This is a genomic window from Bacillus sp. B25(2016b), assembly GCF_001679765.1.
Lineage (GTDB): Bacteria > Bacillota > Bacilli > Bacillales > Bacillaceae_G > Bacillus_A > Bacillus_A thuringiensis_K.
Genome location: NZ_CP016285.1, coordinates 4,449,124 through 4,473,863, shown reverse-complemented (window position 1 = coordinate 4,473,863; position 24,740 = coordinate 4,449,124). Strand labels below are relative to the sequence as shown.

Here is a 24,740-nt window from a genome sequence, read left to right as displayed (position 1 = left end):
GTAATCACCTTTCTACTTTTTAAAACTTAATGTGTTGTGATAATTTTTGCATATAAAAGGAACGAATTAAAAGGAAAAATAAAATTTCAACCGTTCCAAAAATCATAAGTACGACTGTAATCTCAGCGAAGAACGAGAGATGTAAAACTTCTTGTAGCATCTTTGTCGCAAACATCGTATGAATCGATGCCATAATGTATGGAACAAAGAAAAGAATCGCAAGTTGAATTGTAGCAGATCGTTTCATCTCAGCTTCTGTTAAACCGATTTTTGTAATCGTTACATACTTTTCTTGTTCATTTGTTAAATCTGTATACATCCTGAAGTAAAGGACACTGCCAGCACCAATAAAGAAAATAACACCTAAGAAAGTACCAATTAAGAAGAACGAAGCGACATTTTGTTTTGTTGTGTATAGAGAATCGCTCGCTTCACTTGCATGGAAAGGCTTGTGCTCTGCTTGAATGTTGTTCCCGTCGGTATTAATTTTGTCTATGAATAACGAGCCGATGTTATTAGCTTTTTCCCAGTCCTTAACTTTAAAGCTATATACACTCATCTGTTTTGAAACGGAGGATAATGCTTCTACATTTTCATCAGATAGTATGAGCAATTGGTATATTAAGCGATTTGGGAATGGGTTATAACTTTTATATTCTTTCACTTGTAGTTGTAAATTGTTTTGAGTAAGTGTAAGAGTATTTTTCTTGTCTTTATTATGAAGCGTTCCAATAACTTGATCATCTAAGTCTTTCATAAGAATATAAGATTCATTCTTATTTACTGTGAGCGTTTCCCAATTTAAAGCCTTAGCAAGTACAGTATAGTCACTTTGTTTAATTGCATAATAGAGCTGCGAATTTTCTTCCGCTGAAGATACTTCATATATATCCGTTTTAAATTGTTTATAAGTAAATTGCTCTTCGTTAAACTTTTGTTTTAACCAATTTAAATGTTCATCTGCTAACGTATTTTCAGTATGTGATAAATATGTAAAAGGAAAAGGATTTTCTCTTACTGTATCGAACTTCATAAATTTACCAAAACCATATAAGAATGTAATCATAGTAAAAGCAAGTGTTGATAGCATCGCTACAATAAAGAGCATGTTAATGTTTGTCCGAATGCGCGCTGCTAAATCAGAAATCCAAAGCATATTAATTCGCTTCATATAAAATGTTCTTCGCGTTTTTAATATACGAATGAGTAAAAAACTAATTTGTGAAAAGAAAAAGTATGTTCCAGCTGCAATAAGCGATGGGATGACAAATATACTAGAGACGGCATATAAAAGCCCAATGATGTCACCTAGCGACATAAAATACAGCGGATTTGCGGCTAACGTATATCCACATATTAAACACATCGCACCAAATAGAGAGATAAGAACGGATGCTTTTCTTTCTTTTTGTTTTGTTCCTTCTTTTAAAAGACGTACGGCTTTTCTCGTACGAATGAGCATCGGTGTAAAAGATGATACGAGAATGAAGAGCCCAAGAAAGATGATGATAGTTAAAACGATAGCACTTGTAGGCCCATATAAATATAAACCAGGTACGTGTGTAATTTTGGCGGTAACTAACAAAAAGAACTGCGAGAAGACAAGTCCAAGTTGAACGCCGAAAAAGATGGAAAGAACACCAATTAGCATGTTTTCTAGAAATACGAGTCTCTTTAATTGTTTTTGAGATATGCCAAGTACTGTTAAAATCCCAAATTGCTTTTTTCGTACTTTTAAGAAGGTACCGATTGAATATAGTAAAAAGAAAAACGAAAAGAATACAATGACAACTTCTGAAATTGTCATTAATATGTTCAGAGCAACATTCACGTCTGTCATATGCAATTTAGGATGAAATAAATAAACTGCAAATGAGAAAAAAATTGCGATGGAAAACGCACTGCTTACAAAATAGGCGAAATAAGCTCTGGCGTTCCGCGTCACATTTTTAAAGGCAAACTGCCAAAATGTCATTCACCTAAACCTCCTATTAGAATGAGCATGAAAAAGGAAGGATGAGATCCCACCTTCTCATGTGATAACTTTTTTAATATGTTAACCATTCGTATACTGTGATAATTTTTGCATATAAAGTGAACGAATGAAGAAGAAAAAGATAATTTCAACGAATCCAAAAATAATAAGAACGGCTGAAACTTCTTTGAACAAAGATAGACCAATTACATCTTGTAGCATTTTCGTTGCAAACATTGTATGAATGGATGCCATAATGTACGGAACGAAAAATAAAATACTAAGTTGAATGGTTGAAGATCGTTTCATCTCTGTATCTGTTACACCAATTTTAGAAATCGTTATATATTTCTCATGTTCGTTCGTTAAGTCTGTATACATTCTAAAGTAAAGAACGCTACCAGCGCCAATGAAGAAAATAACTCCTAAAAATGTCCCGATTAGGAAGAATGCCGCACTGCCTGATGTTATTTTGTATAACGATCCTGCTGATTCAAAGGAACGAATAAGAGGCCCTTCATACTGGAATTTATTTCGATCTTTTTGCACTTTTTCTATAAAATTATCAGCAATTTCATATGTCTGTTCCCAGTTTTGAATTTTGTAATTGTATGCTGATATATGTTTTACGGTGTTAGGTAAGTTATTTACGATAATATCAGGCAACACTATCGTTTGATATGAAAAGTCAGATGGGATTGCGTTTACATGCTCATAGCCTTTTACTCGTAATTTCGTATTTGTACTAGAGAGTGTAATGTAATCTCTTTTGTAGCTTTGCTCAAATTCATTGAATATGGTGATATAAGATGTCCCTGTTAGCACATATGCTTCGTTATCATCCATAAATAGTTGTTTCATTCGTAAAGAATCTGCAAGTTTGTTATAGTCACTTTGCTTAATTGCGTATACGTCATTATAAATAGCTATATCTTTATCTTCTTTTAGTGGTGTTTCATATATATCAGCTTTTATTTTTTGATAAGGGAAATGCTCTTTTTGTAATTGTTGCTCAAGCCAATTTAAATGCTCTGTAACAAAAGGGTTCGCATCATAAGAAAAATAAGAAATTGGGAAAGGAGAAGTTCTATTAACCTCTAGCTTAATAAATTTTCCGAATCCATATAGAAACGTAATCATTGTGAAAGCGATAGTAGATAGCATCGCTACAATAAAAAGCATATTAATATTCGTTCGAATACGGCTCGCTAAATCCGAAATCCAAAGCATATTAATCCGTTTCATATAAAACTTCCTTTTTTTCTTTAAAATATAAATAAGTAAGAAACTAATTTGTGAAAAGAAGAAATATGTTCCGACTGTAACAAGCGTTGGGATAACGAAAATACTTGAAACCATATATATAACACCGATTTGCGGGCTTACTGATACAAAATATTTAGGATTTCCAGCTAACGCATAACCACCAAATAAACAAATCGCACCAAATAATGAAACAAGTATGGATGGTTTTCTTTCTTTTTGTTTTCCACCATTTGTTTTTAAAAGGTGTACCGCTTTTTTTGTACGAATAAGCATTGGTGTGAATGCAGATACAGTGATAAAAAGACTAAGGAAAACAATAGTTGTTAAAATAAACGCTTTAGTAGGACCGTATAAATATATTCCTGGAATATGCGTAAGTTTGGCTGTTACTAATAAGAAAAATTGAGAAAAAACAACTCCAAACTGCATGCCGAAAAAGATAGATAAAACCCCGATTAACATATTCTCCATAAAAACAAGACGATGTAATTGTTTTCTCGATATTCCTAAAATGGTCAAAATACCAAATTGTTTTTTTCTAACTTTTAAAAAAGTACCAATGGAATATAGTAAAAAGAAGAAAGAGAAAAATACAATTACTACTTCTGAAAATATCATTAATCCTGAAATTTCAGAGGTCATGTCAAAGTTTTGTAATTTCGGATGGAATAAGTAAACAGCAAACGAAAAGAAAACAGCAATGGAAAAGGAACCACTTACAAAGTAAGCAAAATAAGCTCTTGAATTACGCGTTACATTTTTAAATGCAAATTGCCAAAATGTCATAAATTATACCTCCGGCTAGAAGATATAGAAGTAGTTGTATTGCAAAAAATGTATGAGAGTGAGTTCTCATACATTTCGCTTACATATGTTACGATCATGCTTCGGTCACCTTCTCCGTATGTTCTGCTTGATTATTTGCAGCGTTGTGGAAGATGATTTTAATCGTCGTTCCTTTACCAACTTCAGAATCTAGTTTGACAGAGTGACCTAAGTAATCACAAATTTTACTTACAATATAAAGTCCCATACCAGTAGATTCTCCGAATGCACGACCGTTTTTCCCAGTGTAAAACGGTTCAAATACTCTTCGAATATCTTCTTGTGGAATACCCACACCTTCATCACGAACTTCTAAAATAATATCTTTTCCGTTTCGGTAAGCAGATAAGAAAACTTTCTTTCCGCGTTCCCCAGAGTAACGAACAGCGTTTGTCATTAACTGATAGATGATAAATTTTAGCCATTTCGCATCAGAAGCAACTTTTAAATCCGAATGGACTTCTAAAACAGGGAAGACACCATTACGAATGAATAGTTCTTTTAATCCGTTAATATTTTTTGTTACTGTATCTTTTAATGAAATTGTCTCAACATGGAAATCTTCATGGAAGTTATTTAGCCTTGCCATATATAAAGCCATATCGAGTCCTTGATTTAATCGTTCTAATTCTTTTTTGAATTTCGGAATCAAATGCTCATCTTCCATTTCGAGCACCATAAGCTGCATAACGGATACAGGTGTCTTCATTTGATGTACCCAATGATTAATAAATAATTGATGTTCTTGTTGTTTTACTTCATACGATTGTAGTTCTTTTTGGAAGAGGCGGTACTGCGTACGCACGAGTTCATTGACACCGTGAGGCATCGGAGCAGTCGCTCTTTCAATAAACGCATCTTCCATCTTTTCTGGTTGCTCACTTAATCTATGGTACATTCTACGATTGCGAACGTAACGATAAGCGAGGAAACAAATAAATAAGTATAAACTTAAAACGACGAAGTAAAATTTATTGTTTTGAAATCCATCTACTGCATCATAAAGAACGAAGATGATACCGAAGTTTAATACGTACAGTAGGAAAAATGCAAAATGATCACGTAAAAATAGCTTCATGCTTATTCACTCCAAGTTGCGTTAAAACGATACCCAAGTCCACGTACTGTTTCAATAGAATTCTCAATACCAAGTTCATTAAACTTTTTACGAAGACGCGTAATGTTTACGTTTAATGTATTTTCCTCAACAAAACTTTCGTCATCCCAAAGCGCAGCTAATAAATCTTCACGGCTCGCTGTACGAGGGAATTTAGATAATAACATTTCTGCTAAAATTGCCTCTTTCTTCGTTAAAAGAACTTGTTCAGATCCAAAATGAATTTCTGGACGTTCAGGGAATAGTTTTAAACCTTCTACTTCAACGATACGTTCAGAAATATTTGGTGCATAATCACCGTAAATACGGCGTAATTGTCCTTTAATTTTCGCCATTACAACATCGTAGTGGAACGGCTTTGTAATGTAATCATCCGCACCGCTTTCAATCGCCATAATTTGTTCCATCTCACCTGCACGAGCTGAAATGAAAATAATAGGACAAGTAGATTCATGACGAATTTGGCGGCACCAGTAGAACCCATCGAATTTCGGTAAGTTTACATCAAGTAAAACAAGATGTGGTTTCACTGCGTTAAACGATTCCATAATATCATCGAAATTCTCTGCAACAACAGCTTCATAGCCGTATTTTTGAATGTGAGATTGTAGTAATGATGAAATATTTGGATCGTCTTCAACGATTAAAATTTTATACATATGTATATTCCTCCTCAAAAAAACAATTGTAGCTATAGTGTATCATGTGTTTCAAGTCTTTTCATTATGTTGAAAGATAAGCTAGTAAACAGTATAGGTTAAAAATGAGAAAAGTAAAAAGTATTATAGGAATAATTCAATATATTTTCCTTTTAAATATATGAATGGATAAAAGTATTATATTTTTTTATGAAATTTGGAACTTTATTTTGCTTACCGTCCAATATATAGTGAGAACATCGTTAAGGAGGGGGCACTACTTGGCAAGTAATGAAGGTATACATACCTGGATAGAACGCTTATTAAAAGGTGATGAGGAGGCTTTTGAATTTATATTTAACTTAACAAGTCAGAGAATCTATGAAACCGTCTTTGCTATAGTTAAAAATCGGCATGATACAAATGAAATCGTAAATGAAATCTACTTTCAACTTTGGAAATCTATTTCAACATATGATCAATCTAGACCGTTTCTATTTTGGTTGAATGGAATTGTTTACAAACAGATTAGTCAATGGAGAAAACACATATGGAAGAGGATGCGCTTATTTGAAAAACAACAACTAAGTGATGATCCTGTTGTAGAAGTTCCAGAAAAAGTATTATTAAGAAAAGAAGCAGAAGAGCTGCTTTCCTTTTTAACCTGCGTACTCTTTAGATTTTATTCAATATAGAGTAATTGGCGTAGGGTACAAAATAAAAAGGGGCGTATAGATAATTGACAATTAACTAAAATCATTTTAACATTTAGATAAATATCTAAATGTCTAATTAATGAGGGGAAGAAAGACATTGAATCAAGCATTCAAAGCATTAGCAGATCCAACAAGGCGAAAAATTTTAGATTTATTAAAAGAAGGCGATCTAACCGCAGGTGAGATTGCTGAACATTTCAATATGACAAAACCAAGTATTTCACACCACTTAAGCGCACTTAAAAGTGCTGAACTTATTCAAGATGAAAAGAAAGGGCAATTCGTTGTGTACTCTTTAAACACAACGGTCTTTCAAGATTTGTTGACTTGGGTGTTTACATTTACGAATAAGGGGGAAGAGGGGAAATGAAAAAACATCTTTTTGCAATCTTATTAATTGTTATAACTTGTTTAGCTTGGGCGTTTGCTTGGCCGCATTTGCCGGATACAATTGCAACGCATTGGAGCGGCGGTAAGGTAGATGGATATTCGTCTAAATTTTACGGAATGATTTCTATGGTCGGAATTATGATTGCATTATATATATTTCTAAATGTGATACCAAAGATTGATCCAAGGAAAGCAAATTACGAGAAATTTTCTAAAGCCTTTATGATGATGAATAATGGGGTACTATTGCTACTATTTGTAGGAAATATAGATATTATTACAAGTGGATTAGGATATAACTTATTCATTAATCGGGTGCCTGAATTATTAGTTGGTGTTTTATTTTTAGTAATGGGTAATTATTTACCACAGTGTAAGCCAAACTTTTTTGTCGGGATGCGTAATCCATGGACGTTAAGTAATGAAGAAGTATGGCGGAAAACACATCGGTTTAGCGGAAAAGTATTTGTGGCGTTAGGAGTTATTATGATTATAAGTGTTTTCGCTCCGGCTTATTGGAGAACTTATATAATGCTTGGGATTATAGTAGTTGCTGTCATTATAACGAATTTATATTCTTACGTTTTGTATAAAAAAGAAATACAAATGTGAGTTATATTAGTCAAATTTTATATTTATAGTTTCTATGTGTTAAGAGATTTTAATACTCAGTGGGAATAATGAAAAGCTCACTGAGTAAATTTTTCGTTTTAAGGTCTGAAAATTCAATCGAAAAGGTGATTTGGAGGGATTTACATGCTAGAAATTATAAATTTTAGCAAGACATATAAAGACGGTAAGAAAGCAGTTGATCATTTGAATATTACTGTTAAAGCAGGGGATATCTTTGGATTTATTGGACATAACGGTGCGGGGAAAAGTACAACAATTAAGTCGTTAGTAGGAGTTATAGATTTTGAAGAGGGTGAAATTTTTGTTGATGGACATTCAGTAAAAAAGGATCCGATTGCATGTAAGAGAGTAATGGCGTATATTCCTGATAATCCAGATTTATATGAGCAATTAACAGGAATTCAATATTTGAACTTTGTTGCGGATGTGTTTAAAGTGCCTGCGAGGGATCGGGAAGAACAGATACAGAAGTATGGGGATGCTTTTGAGATTACACCGTACTTAGGGGATTTAATATCTTCTTATTCACACGGCATGAAACAAAAAGTAGCGATTATATCGGCGGTTTTACATAAACCGAAATTATTAGTTTTAGATGAACCTTTCGTTGGTCTTGATCCAAAGGCAGCAGTAGTATTGAAAGGTATTATGAAAGAGCTTTGTGAAAAAGGAAGTGCGATTTTCTTTTCTACGCACGTTTTAGATGTAGCTGAGAAGTTATGTAATAAAGTAGCGATGATTAATAGAGGGAAATTAGCACTTTCAGGAGAAGTAAATTCTTTAATAAAGGAAGGCTCATTGGAAGAGCTCTTTATGAAGGAGCTTGCTAATGAATACTAATAGTTTAGGTCTTTTGAAAATTCGGTTGATAACGCAGCTCGGTTTAAACACCTTTAAATACGAAAAAGATAAGAAAAAGAAGCAGAATAAGATTTTGCTGACAGCATCTATTGCTCTAGTTGGTGTCATGTTAATGTTATATTGCGGAGCTTCGGCATATGGGTTGGTAAAACTAGGAATGAGTGAAATTATTCCCGTCTATGCACTAGTTATTAGCAGTGTATTAACGTTGTTTTTCACTATATTTAAGGCAAATGGAGAAATTTTTGCTTTTAAGGATTACGACTTTTTAATGTCATTGCCGATTCGCGTAAGTACTGTTATTGCAAGTAGATTTTTGTATTTATACTTGCTGAATACAATCTTTTCAATCATAATCATGCTACCAATGGGAGTTGTGTATTGTATACATGAAAATCCATCAGTTTCTTTTTACTTTATGTGGTTCATCAGTATGTTTATCGCATCTTTAATCCCAACAACAATCGCAGCAATCTTTGGAGCTTCGATTACGGCAATCGCTTCTAAATTTAAAAATACGAATAAAATAACTACGATTTTAAGTTTTATAGTAATTATTACATTCGGTTCCTTTATGCTAAAAAACGGAAATGCTCAATATAGCCTTAATGATATGAACGGAATTGGTGCAATTGTTTCGGAGCAATTAACTAAAGTGTATCCATTAGCTAACATGTTTCAAAAAGCAATTGTTAATGCTGATATGGTAGCTTTCATCTTATTTGTGGGGATATCAGTGATTTGGTATTATCTTTTTGTAAAAATACTTTCGTTAAAATATAAGCAAATAAACACAGGGATCACCACTTATCATATGCTTTCAAATTATGAGATTAATAGCATGAAAAAAGAGAGTGTATTGGTCGCATTGTATAAAAAAGAGCTGACACGTTTCTTCTCTTCTACAGTGTATGTCATAAATAGTGGAATGGGAGTCGTGATGGCGCTAGCTTTCTCGCTAGCCATAGTTGTAGTAGGACCAAGCCAATTAATAGCGTATCCTGGAATTGAGCCCCTGTTGCAAAAGATTGCTCCATTTGCTATTGCAGCAGCGATTTCGATGACATGTACAACATGTGTGTCATTGTCTTTAGAAGGAAAAAATGTATGGATTATTAAATCATTGCCTATAGCGCCAAAGATGATTTATGATAGTAAAATTCTTATGAATCTTTCATTGAGTATACCTGCATCACTTATTAGTGCTGTATTACTGATAATCGGGTTAAAGCTAGATGTTTGGAGTTCTTTTTTCATCGTAATAACACCGATAATATATTCATTATTTTCAGCAGTATGGGGGATTTTCATTAATAATCGATTTGGTTATTATGATTGGGTATCAGAAACTCAAGTAGTAAAACAAAGTATAGGATCGTTTGTTGGTATGTTTGGTGGCTTAATTGTGGCGGTTATACCTGCCTTATTAATTGGTACTGCTACTATCTCGAACTACAGAGTATTTACTTTTGTAGTTATTATAGTGCTTACGATTATTACTATTTTCTTGTATAAGAACGAGTCGAGAAGAAGTATAAAATAAAGGAGCTACTTTTCCTTTAAAAAGGAAAAGTAGCTTCTTTATTTTGAAAAGGTTAGACTCTTATATTACTTTTTTAAAACAGGTACCCATATTTCACTTCTGAAATTCGGAGAGGATACGTCTTTACTTTCATTCCACAATATCTCCGGTCCTTCCGCTAGTTCATAGTTCGAAGAAGGGAACCATTCAGAATAAATACGTCCCCACACATTTTGTAATGCATCAGGAAATGGACCGACAGCTTCAAATATAGCCCATGTTGAAGCTGCGACTTCAAGTTGCGCGAATTGCTCTGGACAATCTTTCGTTGTGGCTACTCCAATATAGTGATCAAGTTCTCCTTTTTCCTCCATTCTCCCTTCAGAAAAATTAGTAGAGGCACTAATAATTCCAGTAGGTTCAATGTTTGAAAGGGACTTTAATGTTTGAATGGAGTCTGGGTTTAAACTCTTCCACATAGAAGCGATTTCTTCATTTACACCATTGAAAACGATTGGTACTCGTTTTGTAATACCTATAATTCGAAATGGCTCTTTTTCTTCAATTCGATAATTCATTTCATTTCCTCCTTGAATGGATAACTGGAAGGTCATTGGTGAATAAGCCTTCAAAGAATGGCTACTATTTCGGACCTCTGAAGGTGTTATACCGTGCAAGTTTTGAAATGCACGAGCGAATGAATCTGGTGAGTTGTAGCCATATTTTATAGCGACATCAATGACTTTTACATTGCTGTTTTTTAGTTCAAAGGCAGCGAGAGTAAGACGTCTACAGCGAATATAATCAGATAGTGATATGCCTGCTAAAAACGAAAACATTCTTTTAAAGTGATACTCAGAACAGAGAGCTAGCCTCGCAACTTCTTTAAAATCAATTTCATTCGTAAGGTTACCTTCAATATAGTGCATTGCAGCATTCATATTTTTAAGTGAATCCATATTATGACCTCCTCTGTACATAGAATAACAGGAACGAAATAACCCCATCCGACATTTCGTGCACAACTTTGTAGGTACATTTTTTACCTTACAAAATTGTAATGTTCCTGTAAGGAGAATGAATGGATGGTATGATATCCCAATGTTATAGTAGCAAAGTACTTTAATTCATTATGTTAACTTTTTGATGTCTTTACTTATGTGCCTTACATAACTGTCATGTTTGTGTAAGAAACATCGATAGTGGCAAGAGTAGAGAGTGTATATAGTTGAAAATAGAGAATAGAAGAAATGAGGGATGTCGAGATGAAAACAGTGTTAGAAGCAAAAAATATCGAAAAAGTGTATGACACGGGTGGTAATAAATTTGCAGCGTTAAAAGGTATTAACTTACAAGTAAAAGAAGGTGAATTTGTTGGAATTATGGGACCTTCTGGTTCTGGTAAGACGACTTTACTAAATGTTCTTTCTACAATTGATAATGCGACGAACGGTGAAATTTTAATTGATGGAAAAGATATTGTGAAGATGAATGATGATAAGTTAGCGTTATTCCGCCGCGATCATTTAGGTTTCATTTTCCAAGATTATAATTTATTAGATACGTTAACAGTGAAAGAGAATATCGCTTTACCACTTGCGTTATCAAAGGTGAAAGCGAGTGAGATTGATCGCCGCGTTCTTGAAATCTCAAAGAAATTCGGTATTGATCATATTTTAAGTCAGTTCCCATATCAAGTGTCGGGTGGACAGAAGCAACGTTGTGCAGCATCACGTGCAATCGTTACGAATCCAAGTATGATTTTCGGAGACGAGCCAACTGGAGCGCTTGATTCTAAATCTGCAACAGATTTACTTGAAAGTATGAAGTCATTAAATGAATATGATAACTCAACAATTTTAATGGTAACGCATGATGCATTTGCGGCGAGTTATTGTAAACGAGTTATTTTCATTAAAGATGGTGAACTATATAAAGAATTGCACCGCGGTGAATCAACGCGTAAACAGTTCTTCCAAAAAGTCGTTGACGTAATGTCTTCTATTTCTGGAGGTATGGCTGATGACCTTATCTAGCATTGCCCTCCGCAACATACAGCGGAACTTTAAAGACTACTTTGTATATTTTGCATCAATGATATTTAGTATTGTAATTTACTTTACATTTAAAGCACTACAATATAATTCACAAATGGAAAAAGCAGCAGAAGCTTCTAAAAAGATTAGTGGTGCATTTCAAGTTTCCAGTGTGATGCTTATCATTTTCGTAGCAGTGTTCATTATATATTCGAACGGATTCTTTACACGTAAACGTAAAAAAGAAGTTGGGCTATATTCTTTATTAGGTATTCGAAAAAGACAAATTGGTAAAATGCTCTTTTATGAAAATATGTTAATGGGATTAATGTCATTAGTAATCGGGATTGCAATCGGTAGTGTCCTTTCAAAATTATTCCTTGAGTTATTAGTAAATATGATGGGATTAAATTTAAACGTTCATTTTGAAGTACCAATGGCAGCAATTATTGATACAGCAATTATTTTCTTTGTGATTATTTTATATACATCACTCCAAGGATATCGTTTAATTTATCGCTTTAAGTTAATTGAACTTTTCCGCGCAGAACGTGAAGGAGAAGCAATGCCAAAAGGATCTGTTATTATGGCATTAATTTCAGTTGTCTTAATTGGTTCAGGTTATTTCTTAGCATTAATGTTCATGAAGGCCGTTAAATATGCAGACTTTATGGCAGTTGCACTTTATATTTTACTGGCGACAGTATTAGGTACGTACTTACTATTTATGTTCTTTACAGTATTCGTATTGAAACGTGCAAGAAATAATAAATCATCGTTTTATAACGGTATGAATATGGTAACGACGTCACAGCTACTATATCGTATTAAAGGAAATGCAAAGTCACTTGCGACAATTTCTATTTTAAGTGCGGTAACATTAACAGCGGTTGGTACGTCAGTTACGATGTATTACAACACATTTACACAATCAAAAGCAGCTATGCCATACAGTTATTCTTACGAGAAGAAAGATGCAGAGCTTGATAAGAAAGTAAATGCGATTTTTGCAGAAGAGAAGAAAGATCATCCGATCAAAGATCAAGTTGAAATTGAGACAGTTCCTGTAAAAGGGAAGTTTGAAGGAGAGAAAGTTGATTTCATTCTTAATATGAATTACACGATTTCAGAGAAATATCAATTTATGTCTCAATCTGAATTTAACAAGCTTGCTAAAAAAATTGAGGCAGAAACAGTGAATGTAACTGCTGGTGAAGCAATTATATATGATAGTTCGTATATTGAAGGGCATGAGTTTAGCCCTCAATATAAAGGGAATAAAGTAGTATTCCAAATTGGAAATGAAACGAAGAAATTAACGATTCAAGCCGCAAATGATAATGCAATTACAAACTTAGGTGAACTAGTTGTTGTCGTTTCCGATGAAATGTATGAACAAGCGAAACAAGCATTTGGAACACGTATTGTAAAAAATATTGATGTAAAAGATGAAAGAAACAGTAAAGTGTTAACGGAAAAATTAGCAAAAGTGATGCCAACTGGTGTATCAGAAATGGCACCACCATTTAGAGACTTCTATACTGGTTTCCATATGGGACTGGAAGCAACTGGACTAATGATGTTCATCGGACTATTCTTAGGTTTAGTCTTCCTATTAGCGACAGGATCAATCATTTACTTTAAGCAGCTTACAGAAGCAAGTGCTGACCGTGATCGTTACATTGTCCTTCATAAAGTCGGGGTTACAAAACAAGAAATGAAAAAAGCTATTGCAAAACAAGTAAGCTTTATCTTTGCAATTCCACTAGTAATCGGAATCCTGCACAGCTTGTTTGCATTAAAAGGTTTAGGGAACATACTACCATTTGAAATTATGATTCCGCTTCTAATTAGTATCGGAGTATACGGCGCTATTTATATTGGATATTACTTCTTAACAGTTCGTTCTTATTATAAGATCGTGAGTGCGAAGTAATAAAGGGACAGCTATCGTAATAGGGATAGCTGTTTTTTTATTCTTCATAAAATCTTAAGAAACTTCCTCAATTTTTATTAAGAAATGATAGTTATACTTAGAAACAAGTTAAAAACTATTGAACGAATGGGGAGAAGGTTACATGCAACTCATAACATTCTTACATGAATTTATTAAACATCCGAAACATACTGGTGCAATTGCGCCAAGTTCAAAAATATTAGCAAAGAAAATGGTAGATGTAATTGATTTTAATAAAGCGAAATGCATTGTAGAGTTAGGTCCTGGTACAGGAGTCTTTACGAAAGAAATTATGAAGAGAAAGAAGAAGGAAACAATATTTCTTCTTATTGAAATTAATGAAGTGTTTTGCAAGAAGCTAAAGAGAAAGTTTAAAGATGAGCAGAACGTCATAGTTGTACACGGTTCAGCTGAAAATATAAAGAAGTATATGGAAGAGTTCAATATAAAATGCATTGATTACATTTTATCAGGATTACCTTTCACTTCTTTACCAGAAGAAGTTTCAAAGCGCATTTTAAACAATGCGATGGAAGTGATACATGAGAATGGTGAATTCATTACATTTCAATATTCACTTGTGAAAAAAGGCTTTATAGAGCATTTCTTTCCTGAAATTACACTAGAAAAAGTATGGCTCAATTTTCCGCCAGCCTACGTCTTTAGTTGCAAAAAAGAACTAAGGAGAGCGTATGCATAATGGAATTACATGAATTATTATCCTATATCGAGCAGTACGGTTATTGGGCATTATTTTTCTGTTTATGGTTAGGTATTATCGGTATGCCAATTCCAGATGAAATGATTGTTATGAGCGGTGGTTTCGTATCTTCAGTAGGGATATTAAGTGTTGTTCCTTCATTTGTATTAACATATTTAGGTGTTGTATCAGGGCTTTCTTTAGGATATATATTAGGGAAGGTATTTGGCACGAAGGTACTCCATAAATTAATGAAAAAGAAAAAAGCGAAGTATTTGATAAAATCACAAGAAATGGTTGATAAATACGGACAGTACGCGTTAGTTACAAGCTATTTCATACCAGTTGTAAGACATATCGTGCCGTATTTAGTTGGAATGAATAACATGTCATTTAAGGCGTATGCTTTGTATTCTTATACGACAGGCTTTGTTTGGACACTCGTTTATTTCGTACTAGGTTCTTTATTTGGACAACATATTGAAAGAATTGTAGCAGTTGCGATAGAGTATGGTGTGTATTTTGGCGGGATTGTTTTTATAGTTACAGGTATTCTTTATTTATATAGACAAAAAAGAATCACATTGATGAGTAAATAGAAGTAAAGAAAGTTTCTTCCAGTATGAAGGATAAGATAGGATTATAAGTATAAAATTATCTTTACTTAATGGTAAAATATAGGTAAGTAGTTAAGAAAGGAAGAGCTTGCAGAGAATAAGGAAATATTCCCAATGTATTCGCACCTTGTAACTTTAGTTGGAGATGAAGAGGACGGTTATTATTCATGTGGAATGCAAGCATTTAATCTATCAGACGTTGTTTTAGACAGAGGAATAGATCCGGAAGTAGCTGTAGATTTATTAAATGATTTTAACCTACATAATATATTGGAAAAACCTAATTTGAAAGATGGAGATACAATTAGTTTCACAGAAGATGCTCCAGTGTATCTTTTATCTCATTATATAGATAATCGTTATGAACAAGAGGATCCATTTTATAATCCGTGTGGGGTATGGAAGTTAGAGAGTGCTTCGGCAAAGAAATCTATCTTTCAAAAATTGGGGAGTGTGCTAAAAGGATGGAAAAATACATAAAAGAACAGAGGAGTATATGTGATAAATATAAAGTAGAGTATGTAGAATCTCCGAATGACTTGAAATTAGGAATAGCGCAAAATGTGAAAGATGGTATTGTTCCGATTAATGGGTTACGAATGCTTATAGAAAACGGAACGACAGGTTGGTACATTTGGGCTGGTGAAGAAATGGGGACAGAAGAAGATTTCTTTCTTCCTTTACACGCTCAACATATTGATGAATGGGCACCTGAAATAAAGAAGTATTTAGGGTTACCACCTGGTTGGAGATTTTTAATTGATGGAGATTACGAAGATGTGTGGTATGATCCGAATTTGTTTGATGAAGATTTAGAAGAGGATGCAGATGAATGGGAAGAAAATATGCTACAAGAGTATGGATGGTACATGCATAGCATATTAGCAGAAGATATTGATGGCATCCATGCTAATTATCATACGCATGGTCTAAGAGATAACTTTAATCATCAAGATTTACAAATAGCATTAAATATGGATCCTGAAGTCGCGCATAGTGTTTTTTGTACCATAATAGAAGAAATAAAGGGCGGAAAAAAGTTTGAAAAAGGGATTGAGTATACGAATATAATTGAAGGCTATCCCATTATTATGAAGTCTTTCGTAGAGATGGATCGAGAAGTTTTGAGGGTTTTATTACCTGATGAAAGAGGGATTCTTCCTATGAGGCCAAAGTGTGATGAATGTTATAAGACTCAATTGGATGATATTGAGGAGAGTTGATAAAACAAGAGCTTGAAACTATTCAAGCTCTTGTTTTATGACTATTTATATCCTAAAATATGCTCAATCTCATGCAAACTTAATTTACTTGCCTTAGCAATCGTTTCAAGTGGTATACCAAGATCATACATATTTTTAATCATTTGAATTTTCCCCTGTTGAATGCCTTTTTCAATGCCTTTTTCAAGCCCTTTTTTAATTCCTTGTTCCATTCCTCTTTTTATTCCTTCTGTCTCTGCATGGGCGAATTTTGCTGCTTCATCCATTAAAACTTTCTCCCTTGCGTCATAGGCTTGTCGGAAAGAAGAATCCTGACTCATACGTTCCCATTTATTTATTGCTTTTTGTAAAATAGGGTCTTGGTTCATAGCAATATCCTCCAATAGTTTAGTTAAGTGCTCATCCTCATTTGCTGAAAGCAATAAAAGCCAACGAACAAATGGATCTTTCCACGGATTTACTTTTTCTTCATGCCATTGTTCAGTTAACTTTGGAATTTCTATAATGTGGATTTCTATGTCTTCACTCAGGATTTTTTGTTGTTGTGTATTCCATAATATGCTCGTTGTATGGAAGGCTGGGTGTTCCGAAAACATTACGAAGTTTAGTAAGTTTATGGTGATGGTTTTGTGAAGTGCACTGTAGGGCATCCCTTTTTGTAGTTGAGATGTGTATAGTCTTCCCCAATAATATAAACTGCGTTTAACCATATCGTGATTATTATTGAGTTGTATTTCTACATTAACTTTTGTTCCTGTGTTTAATGTCGCTGAAATGTCTAAAATAGATAACTTATCCTCTTCATATTCCCTGTGTAAATGTGGATCTTCTAGTTGTAGAGAAGCAATGGGCGACTCTAAAGACTCTTGTAACATAGCATTTAAAAATGCAATTAGAATATCTTCGCTACCATTCGTACCAAACAATTGTTTAAATGCAAAATCAATGCGTAAATTAACTAACTGTTGGTTGAACAAAGTTTGTCCTCTCCCTTACATGAAGGTGCTTCTTTCCTTCATTGTACATAAAAAGAACTAGAGTATGCAAACTAGTCATTCTACTATTTTTTAGTAATATTATTAGAAAATGAAAGGTAAGTATGTCTATGGTATACTCTAGTGAAATTGTAAATAAGGATGCTAATACGAACTGGGAAAATTGGGTGGAGTTTGATTGTGACTGAAAAAGATGGGAGAAAGAATAATAAATGAAAAGAAGAAGAAAATCTGGAGAAAAAGTACAAATGAGTCGTTTTACACTTGTTTTATGCTACCGAAGTGAAGCACCATATTATTATTACGAGGTAGCGCCCCATGAAAGAGAGGAACGCTTCTATTTAACGTCAGAACTTTGCGTAATGGATGATGAATATTACTTTATTAGAGGTTGTTTAGAGATTCCTATCATTGATTACCACGAAAATTTCATATGGACTGTGTGGGTATCACTTAGTAAAGAAAGTTATGATGAAGTATTAGAAAAGTGGGATGAGAGAGGCCGAGAAAATAGTGATCCTTATTTTGGTTGGTTATCTGTAGAAATACCATTTTATCCAGAAACATTAAATTTAAAAACAAATGTACATATAAGAGAAGTTGGAACGGCACCGTATATTGAATTAGAGCCAACCGAGCATTCTTTAGCGATCGAACAAAGAAATGGAATTACTTTAGAGAGAGTGAAAGAAATACAAGAAATGATTCAACAATATAACTAGATTAGAAGAGAAAAAACGAGTGCTAGCACTCGTTTTTTTTATTACACAACCGCAGGATTATAAATCATCGTAAAGTGTCCTTGCAATAATTCAATTTGACAAGGTGTATGAAGCGAGCTTTCTCCATCTGTATCAACTTCTTTTTCTTCCTCTGTTTCGATATGAATGGATTTCGCTTTTACGTGGAAGATGTCATTTTCATTTGAGTCTTCAAATAGTTTCTTTCCGATGTAATCTTTAAATGCTTGAATACCTGTTGATTTGACTACGAAAATATCAAGTGTTCCGTCATCACATTTTACGTTCGGAATAAAGGATGGAATACCACCAAGATATTCACCGTTTCCAACCATGACAAGAACAGCTTCGTCTTCATATACTTGTCCGTCATAAGTGATTTTAACTGGGAATGTTTCAGCATTTTTTACAGTTCGAATTGTGCTTAAATAGTAACCGATTTTACCAAGCTTTGCTTTTTCTTCTGCATCGATATTGTTTGATACTTCAGATACGAGTCCAATGCCCCAGAAGTTTAAAAAATGTTGTCCATTTGCTTTTGCAACATCAACTGGTTTTACGTGTTCTTTTGTGATAAGTTTTGCTGCTTCTGCAATGTTTTGCGGAACGCCTAGTGTGCGAGAGAAGTCATTGCAAGTTCCGCCTGGAATGATTGCAAGTGTAGGTCTAGTTTCAAGAGGTGCTAAGCCGTTTGTGCATTCAAATACTGTTCCGTCACCACCAAAGACGATAATTAAATCTACTTTACTAGCAAACTCTTGGCAATATTTTGTTGCATCACCTTGTTTTTTCGTATGAAGGATATGTAAGTCAGGAAAAGCTGCGGCAAGAGGTGGTACGATTTTCGTTAAATTTGTATGTAAGTCGCCTTGTCCAGCTTTTGGATTTACGATGAGGAGTACTTTTTCAAATTTTGTTTTTGTCATTTTTCATCTCTCCCTGTTTTTTTTTGTAATGGAAAGTAAGGAGCTGTTCCGATGTATTTCAGAACAGCTTTTTCCTATTAATAAGGCGCTAAGATTGTCAGTTATTGTCGGTAAGTCGATATATTTAAAAAATCGCCGATATACATTTTATGTACTATCGATTTTTTAAGTTATATGATTATTCCGTTACAACTGAAGCGATGAATGGTAAGTTACGATATTTTTCTGCACAGTCGATACCGTATCCAACGATGAATTCGTCTGGAATTTGGAAGCCAACATATTCAGCTGTTAAGTCTACTTTACGACGTTCTGGCTTATCAAGTAATGTACAGAACTTGAGTGCCTTTGGTTTATGCATAAAGAAGTGGTCTTTTAGGAAATGAAGTGTTAAACCAGAATCGATAATGTCTTCTACGACAATGACGTTTTTTCCAGTAATGTTTACATCGATATCTTTTAATAGTTTAACTTTTCCAGTTGTTTCTGTTTGATTTCCGTAGCTAGATGCAGAAATAAAGTCGATTGTTACATCGTTTTTAATGTGACGAATTAAATCAGCAGCAAATACGAAAGATCCTTTTAATACAGCAATGACTACGATTTCTTCTCCTTCAAAGTCACTTTCGATTTGAAGTGCTAGTTCTTTTACTTTTTCTTGTAATTGTTCTTCAGAAATTAAAGTGTCTTTTATTTCAATATTCATTGGAGTCCTCCTACAGTGTAAAACTTGTGAACATTTCGACTGTAAAGGATAGAAAGAAAAAAGTCAAAGGAGATAGTAATTTTTTACAAAGATAACGAAAAAATCATCTGATGATATGATATAATAAGCATATTAAGAAAACGCTTCCATAAAGGGTGAATATGATGAAGAAGAAACAGTACACAAGTGTAACATTTATAAAAGCATTACTTTTAACAATTGTTCTTGGCCTGTTGGCTTACGTAATTGATGTACCTGCGATTCGTATTTCATTAATTGGAATGACTTTAGTGTTAGGAGCAATTTCGCACGGTATGATGTCGCAGCTAAAAGAAGCTGGACTTGATGATATGAGAGATCATATAGATAAAAAGTAAGAAACCTTCATTATATAGAGTGAAGGTTTTTTTGTTTCTTACAAAAATGTAAGGTAGTTGTAAGGCAAATCGATAGTTGCATAAGAGCATTTTGGATAAACTATGGGTGTAAGGTAAAAGGCAAGCATATTTTAGGTAAATTAAGTTTTAGGCACTCTATATGTGAAAAAGGAGTAGGAGGGCATGGAGAAACGTTGGACGACCTTTTCTTTTTTAGCAACTAGCAACACCGTAATGCTAGCTGGCGAGATGGATTTTTTGCACTTGTTTGATCAAGAAGATGATCATTCTTCTTCTAAATTTACAATGAAATGGAATAAATGGAGCGAAAGTTGTAGGTTTGAAGAAGAGGCCCCTAACGAAGAGCAAAAGATTATTTTGACAAACCCTATTAAAGCGTGGGTTGTTCAACGTCGTAAGTGTAACGTCAAAAATCACTTAAAGAAAACTGAGCCGAGACAATTAGTTATCGCTCCGGCCTGTTCTACTTCTACATCACGCGAAAGTAATATGTAAATATTGAGACACACACCCGAAAAAACATCGTATATATTGCGATGTTTTTTTATTTCTCTACAATGAAATCTTTAAATGAAATATATTTCATCTGCATCTTAAATTTATATCTCTTGTTTATTCTAGTGATACATCCGATGCGAAGTGATGTAAAACGTATAAGAGGAGAGAAATAAAATGAAAAAGAAACTATTACCAATTTGTGCGATGGCACTTTTAACAGTAGGATATTCTTCAGTAGCAAGTGCTTCAACTGGAACATTGACAAAGGAAGAAGCAGCGCAAATACAGCAAGATATAGCAAAAAAAGAAGCAGCGATTCAGGCGCAGCAAAAAAATGATACAGAGAAAAAACAAGCGGCGCAAGCGCAAGAGAAGAATGAAGTAGCGAAAAAGCAAGCGGCACAAGTACAAGAAAAAGAAAAAAGTAATATGGCTAAAGAAGTAGTAGCGCCACAAGTGAAAGAAAAGGAAGCTATTGCAAAAAAAGAAGCTGGAGAGAAATTACCAAACACAGCATCTAATAATGTAGCAATGATGGGACTAAGCGCATGTCTTGTAGCACTAGGTACATTATTTGGTTTGAATCGTCGGAATAAAGTTAAGGCATAAATCAAATATTGTCCTATAAAGAATGGCATAATTTCATATATTAAAAATGGTAGGTTATTCCTACCATTTTTTGCATGGAGGGATGAAACATGAAGATACTCAATTATATCGGTATCATATTGATGGCTATAGGGCTATTTATGGGAGCATATTACGCTGTCGAATGGTATAAAGGAAAAAGCTCTGCTCAACAATTAACAAAAAAAGAACTAAAGAGCCTTGAAAATATACAAGATAATGAACTTTCTTCCGAAACACCTGTAACTTCCCAAGTGCCTTCTTCTCAAACAGAACATAAAGAAGGAGAAAAGGTAGCGATGTTAAACATACCAAAAATAGGGAAGAAGTTTTCTATATATTGGGGAGCGGATGATACGACTTTGAAAAAAGGAGTGGGTATGTTCGTTAGTGATTTAACGACAACGCCATCTGGAGGTGGACATACTGTTTTGAGTGGACACCGGGATACTGTATTTACCGATTTAGGGGAGTTAAAAGAAAAAGATACGCTTGTTTTAGAGTATGATAATAAAATTTACACATATGAAATTCAAAAGACGTGGATTACCCACGCGGATGATCGTACTGTTATTATAAAAAAAGAAGAACCGGTATTAACACTGACGACTTGCTATCCATTTGATTATATAGGGGATGCACCAGATAGATATATTATCGAGGCGAAGTTAACGGCTAGTTATTCAAAATGAAGTGATAGTTTCTGAAAACGGAAGGGGATACATAAGTTATGTCAAAAAACATTTTAATTGTGGAAGATGAAGATATTTTGCGTGAAATATTAAAAGATTATTTTTTGAGTGAGCAATATGTAGTGTTTGAAGCAAGAGATGGAAAAGAAGCTTTAGTTGTATTTGAGCAAGAAAAGGTGGATTTAGTTATTTTAGACATTATGTTGCCAGAACTCGATGGATGGTCTGTTTGCCGAAGGATTAGGAAGACGTCCGAGGTGCCTATTATTATGCTGACGGCACGCGTAGATGAAGACGATACGTTACTTGGTTTTGAACTTGGAGCAGATGACTATGTGACGAAGCCGTATAGTCCGCCAATTTTATTAGCAAGAGCGAAACGATTATTAGAAAGTAGAAAAGCATCGAAGAAACCTTTAGAGAACGAAGATGATACGTTATCGATTCATGGCATCCATGTCCATTTTCCGTCGCGTACTGTTACTGTTGATGAGGCAGATGTTAGTTTAACGCATACGGAGTTTGAAATATTGGTGTATTTCATGAAAAATCAAGGAATAGTTTTAACGCGAGAGCAACTCATTTCAAGAATTTGGGGATACGAATTTGCCGGTGATGACCGAACCGTTAATAGCCATATTCGTAATTTGCGAAATAAATTAGGAGAGAAAGCAAAGTACATTACAACTGTAGTACGAACAGGTTATAAATTTGAGGGGAATGTATGAGAAAAGGAATTGTACTAAAATTATTTACCCTCACAACAGCATTATGCATGTTAATTTTAGTGACGATATTTATTGGACAAACGATATTTTTTAAACAATATTATGCGAATCGAAAAGTAGAAGATATTAAAGTGAACTTAAATTCCTTTGAGAAGAGTTATTTGAATTATGTAGGAAATGCAGAAGAAATTAAGCGACTGGAGCAAGACTTTTTAAGAGAAAATAATACGTGGATTACGACATTAGATCAGAATGGGAATTTAAAACATGCGGATGATTTTTATTTTGAGGTAACGATAGATCGTAGGCAACAAAAGAGCTTTGGACAACAAATATTCAAAATTCCTTTATACAATCTCATCAATATAGAGGAGATTGATAATAAATCATCAAATGCATTTTTAGGACAAGAAATTTATTTTTCTGGCGTGAAAAAAGATGATAATTATATTCCATTCTCTTTCACGTTAGGCAAGCAAAATTTAAGTGGATCTAATAAACCGTTAGAAAAAGCGTTTCAGGAGAAAATGAAATTAAATGAGGAGAAAAAGAGAGCAGCCGAAGAACAACTTGCTAAGGAAAAGAAACCAGCTGTCCAGAAAGAATCTGCTCAAGAATTAGATGCTTACATAGGTGGGCGTGTTACGAAAGTTCAGCTTCCTGATGTAACAGGTCCTATAAATCAAATTTATAAAAATAGCATCTTTTTAGATAACATAAAAGAATTTCAAACGGATTTATTATTAAAAGAGAGCAAGCATATACAATATGCAATACAAACAATGGACTATGAAAAGAATGATATAAAATATAAATTATTAATTAAGCCGATAAAAGAAAAAGGTGGATCAGTAACATATATTTATGCGATGGCTTCTTTACAGCCCGTAGATGAGGCTGTACAAATGGTGCAAGATTATTATATCTATATCATTGCATTTGTAGTCGTTCTTATTTTTTTAGCTTCGTTCTATTACTCAAAACAAATTGCAAAGCCATTATTGAAAATAAATGATACAACGAAGAAAATAGCGCATTTAGACTTCACAGAAAAAATACCGATTACTTCAAAAGATGAAATTGGGGATTTATCAAAAAATATTAATGTGCTATCAAATAAACTCCATTCGCATATTGGACAGTTAGAAGAAGATATTGAAAAGGAAAGAAAGTTAGAAAAGACGCGAAAAGAATTCATTTCTGGTGTTTCACATGAATTAAAAACACCGCTAAGTATTATGAAAAGCTGTATTTCTATTTTAAAAGACGGGGTAGCTGAACATAAAAAAGAGTATTATTTTCAGGCAATGGAGAGAGAAGTAGACAAAATGGATACGTTAATTTTGGATATGCTTGAGCTAGCTAAATTTGAATCTGGTACATATAAAATGAAAAAGGATTCGTTTTATATTGATACAGTAATTGAAGATATATGTGAACATCTATCTGTGGAAATAGAGAAAAAAGAACTTCATGTTCATAAAAATATATGTTCATTTGAAGTGATTGCAAATCAAGGCCGGATTGAACAAGTCATCGTGAACTTTATTACGAATGCCATACGCTACACACCAAATAAAGAGGATATTATTATTTCTACAATAGATGAGAAGGATCGTATAAAAGTGTGTATTGAAAATAAAGGTACTCACATTGAAGAAGAACAATTAGATAAAATTTGGGATCGTTTTTATCGCGTGGATACAGCTCGTCAGCGTTCACAAGGTGGGACGGGGCTTGGGCTTGCCATTTCAAAGAACATTTTAGAACTACATGATGCTGAATATGGGGTAAAAAATACAGAAAATGGTGTGTTATTTTACTTCTATTTACCGAAAAAAGCGTAGATCATATTATCTACGTTTTTTTAATTTATTTTCATATTATCTTTACCTAATCTTTATTTTTAATCAGTATAATTTGTTTAGAATATGAGGTTATGTAAGGAGTCGAT

At 33.8% G+C, this 24,740-nt stretch carries 25 protein-coding genes and 1 pseudogene; 18 read left to right on the top strand and 8 right to left on the bottom strand.

The window, feature by feature from the left end; genetic code table 11:
* Positions 1-19: 19 nt before the first annotated feature.
* The 4 genes from BAQ53_RS22965 to BAQ53_RS22950 all read right to left on the bottom strand — a co-directional run bounded on the left by BAQ53_RS22965 (position 20) and on the right by BAQ53_RS22950 (position 5,842).
* Positions 20-1,975 (bottom strand): ABC transporter permease, encoded by a 1,956-nt coding sequence (locus BAQ53_RS22965; RefSeq protein ID WP_208906273.1) that lies wholly within the window; start codon positions 1,973-1,975, stop codon positions 20-22.
* An 81-nt stretch (positions 1,976-2,056) separates the two neighbouring features.
* Positions 2,057-4,027 (bottom strand): FtsX-like permease family protein, encoded by a 1,971-nt coding sequence (locus BAQ53_RS22960; RefSeq protein ID WP_000145029.1) that lies wholly within the window; start codon positions 4,025-4,027, stop codon positions 2,057-2,059.
* 94 nt (positions 4,028-4,121) lie between these two features.
* A complete protein-coding gene (locus BAQ53_RS22955) occupies positions 4,122-5,144 on the bottom strand; it encodes a sensor histidine kinase (protein ID WP_000765341.1) in 1,023 nt (340 codons plus the stop codon).
* Between the two features lie 2 nt (positions 5,145-5,146).
* Positions 5,147-5,842, bottom strand: a complete 696-nt coding sequence (locus BAQ53_RS22950) for a response regulator transcription factor (protein ID WP_000276738.1) — start codon at positions 5,840-5,842, stop codon at positions 5,147-5,149.
* A 260-nt stretch (positions 5,843-6,102) separates the two neighbouring features.
* Here BAQ53_RS22950 and BAQ53_RS22945 point away from each other — a divergent pair, with 260 nt between their 5' ends.
* From BAQ53_RS22945 to BAQ53_RS22925, 5 genes are all read left to right on the top strand, one after another.
* Complete coding sequence (locus BAQ53_RS22945; protein WP_208906272.1) at positions 6,103-6,516, top strand: sigma factor; 414 nt, start codon at positions 6,103-6,105, stop codon at positions 6,514-6,516.
* Between the two features lie 118 nt (positions 6,517-6,634).
* A complete protein-coding gene (locus BAQ53_RS22940; RefSeq protein ID WP_001070535.1) occupies positions 6,635-6,907 on the top strand; it encodes an autorepressor SdpR family transcription factor in 273 nt (90 codons plus the stop codon).
* Positions 6,904-7,539, top strand: coding sequence for an SdpI family protein (locus BAQ53_RS22935; protein ID WP_000716348.1), 636 nt, complete (start codon positions 6,904-6,906; stop codon positions 7,537-7,539). Before BAQ53_RS22940 ends, BAQ53_RS22935 begins: the two co-directional genes overlap by 4 nt.
* A gap of 144 nt (positions 7,540-7,683) precedes the next feature.
* Positions 7,684-8,400 (top strand): ABC transporter ATP-binding protein, encoded by a 717-nt coding sequence (locus BAQ53_RS22930; RefSeq protein WP_000889756.1) that lies wholly within the window; start codon positions 7,684-7,686, stop codon positions 8,398-8,400.
* Positions 8,390-9,964 carry a hypothetical protein gene (locus BAQ53_RS22925; protein ID WP_001095682.1) on the top strand — a complete coding sequence of 525 codons (1,575 nt, stop codon included), beginning with the start codon at positions 8,390-8,392 and terminating at the stop codon, positions 9,962-9,964. The genes BAQ53_RS22930 and BAQ53_RS22925 overlap by 11 nt, the downstream gene beginning before the upstream one ends.
* A gap of 65 nt (positions 9,965-10,029) precedes the next feature.
* Here the strand turns inward: BAQ53_RS22925 and BAQ53_RS22920 are convergent, their stop codons facing one another.
* Positions 10,030-10,902, bottom strand: a complete 873-nt coding sequence (locus BAQ53_RS22920; protein WP_000377679.1) for an AraC family transcriptional regulator — start codon at positions 10,900-10,902, stop codon at positions 10,030-10,032.
* Positions 10,903-11,208: 306 nt separating this feature from the next.
* On the opposite strand from BAQ53_RS22920, the gene BAQ53_RS22915 reads away from it, so the two are divergent.
* From BAQ53_RS22915 to BAQ53_RS22890, 6 genes and pseudogenes are all read left to right on the top strand, one after another.
* Complete coding sequence (locus tag BAQ53_RS22915) at positions 11,209-11,979, top strand: ABC transporter ATP-binding protein (RefSeq protein WP_000859656.1); 771 nt, start codon at positions 11,209-11,211, stop codon at positions 11,977-11,979.
* A complete protein-coding gene (locus BAQ53_RS22910) occupies positions 11,966-13,915 on the top strand; it encodes an ABC transporter permease (RefSeq protein WP_000176158.1) in 1,950 nt (649 codons plus the stop codon). The genes BAQ53_RS22915 and BAQ53_RS22910 overlap by 14 nt, the downstream gene beginning before the upstream one ends.
* A gap of 142 nt (positions 13,916-14,057) precedes the next feature.
* A complete protein-coding gene (locus tag BAQ53_RS22905; protein ID WP_089148182.1) occupies positions 14,058-14,636 on the top strand; it encodes a class I SAM-dependent methyltransferase in 579 nt (192 codons plus the stop codon).
* Entirely contained in the window at positions 14,636-15,235 is a 600-nt protein-coding gene (locus BAQ53_RS22900) for a DedA family protein (RefSeq protein ID WP_000418939.1), read from the top strand. Before BAQ53_RS22905 ends, BAQ53_RS22900 begins: the two co-directional genes overlap by 1 nt.
* Before the next feature lie 99 nt (positions 15,236-15,334).
* A pseudogene (locus BAQ53_RS22895) lies at positions 15,335-15,733 on the top strand (DUF4261 domain-containing protein); the annotation flags it as partial.
* On the top strand, positions 15,718-16,476 hold the full coding sequence (locus tag BAQ53_RS22890) for a DUF4262 domain-containing protein (protein WP_208906271.1): 759 nt from the start codon (positions 15,718-15,720) through the stop codon (positions 16,474-16,476). The pseudogene BAQ53_RS22895 and the gene BAQ53_RS22890, both read left to right, overlap by 16 nt.
* Positions 16,477-16,517: 41 nt before the next feature.
* Here BAQ53_RS22890 and BAQ53_RS22885 read toward each other — a convergent pair whose 3' ends face one another.
* Positions 16,518-17,453 (bottom strand): Rpn family recombination-promoting nuclease/putative transposase, encoded by a 936-nt coding sequence (locus BAQ53_RS22885; protein ID WP_151522807.1) that lies wholly within the window; start codon positions 17,451-17,453, stop codon positions 16,518-16,520.
* 230 nt (positions 17,454-17,683) lie between these two features.
* Here BAQ53_RS22885 and BAQ53_RS22880 point away from each other — a divergent pair, with 230 nt between their 5' ends.
* Positions 17,684-18,193 carry a DUF2199 domain-containing protein gene (locus tag BAQ53_RS22880; RefSeq protein WP_208906270.1) on the top strand — a complete coding sequence of 170 codons (510 nt, stop codon included), beginning with the start codon at positions 17,684-17,686 and terminating at the stop codon, positions 18,191-18,193.
* Positions 18,194-18,234: 41 nt separating this feature from the next.
* On the opposite strand, the gene BAQ53_RS22875 is transcribed toward BAQ53_RS22880, so the two are convergent.
* Together BAQ53_RS22875 and hpt are read right to left on the bottom strand one after the other, a co-directional pair.
* On the bottom strand, positions 18,235-19,137 hold the full coding sequence (locus BAQ53_RS22875) for a diacylglycerol/lipid kinase family protein (RefSeq protein ID WP_000167907.1): 903 nt from the start codon (positions 19,135-19,137) through the stop codon (positions 18,235-18,237).
* 178 nt (positions 19,138-19,315) lie between these two features.
* A complete protein-coding gene (gene hpt / locus BAQ53_RS22870; protein WP_001019309.1) occupies positions 19,316-19,843 on the bottom strand; it encodes a hypoxanthine phosphoribosyltransferase in 528 nt (175 codons plus the stop codon).
* A 161-nt stretch (positions 19,844-20,004) separates the two neighbouring features.
* Here hpt and BAQ53_RS22865 point away from each other — a divergent pair, with 161 nt between their 5' ends.
* The 6 genes from BAQ53_RS22865 (at position 20,005) to BAQ53_RS22840 (ending at position 24,633) form a co-directional block, all read left to right on the top strand.
* The gene (locus BAQ53_RS22865) at positions 20,005-20,220 is read left to right on the top strand and encodes a hypothetical protein (RefSeq protein ID WP_002001286.1); all 216 of its coding nucleotides are present in this window, start codon (positions 20,005-20,007) and stop codon (positions 20,218-20,220) included.
* 183 nt (positions 20,221-20,403) lie between these two features.
* Positions 20,404-20,736, top strand: coding sequence for a hypothetical protein (locus BAQ53_RS22860; RefSeq protein WP_000415590.1), 333 nt, complete (start codon positions 20,404-20,406; stop codon positions 20,734-20,736).
* A gap of 177 nt (positions 20,737-20,913) precedes the next feature.
* On the top strand, positions 20,914-21,348 hold the full coding sequence (locus tag BAQ53_RS22855; protein ID WP_000728028.1) for an LPXTG cell wall anchor domain-containing protein: 435 nt from the start codon (positions 20,914-20,916) through the stop codon (positions 21,346-21,348).
* Between the two features lie 89 nt (positions 21,349-21,437).
* Positions 21,438-22,058 (top strand): class D sortase, encoded by a 621-nt coding sequence (locus BAQ53_RS22850; RefSeq protein WP_000698540.1) that lies wholly within the window; start codon positions 21,438-21,440, stop codon positions 22,056-22,058.
* Between the two features lie 38 nt (positions 22,059-22,096).
* A complete protein-coding gene (locus BAQ53_RS22845; protein ID WP_000041865.1) occupies positions 22,097-22,786 on the top strand; it encodes a response regulator transcription factor in 690 nt (229 codons plus the stop codon).
* A complete protein-coding gene (locus BAQ53_RS22840; RefSeq protein WP_001225370.1) occupies positions 22,783-24,633 on the top strand; it encodes a sensor histidine kinase in 1,851 nt (616 codons plus the stop codon). The genes BAQ53_RS22845 and BAQ53_RS22840 overlap by 4 nt, the downstream gene beginning before the upstream one ends.
* The last annotated feature ends 107 nt before the right edge of the window (positions 24,634-24,740 follow it).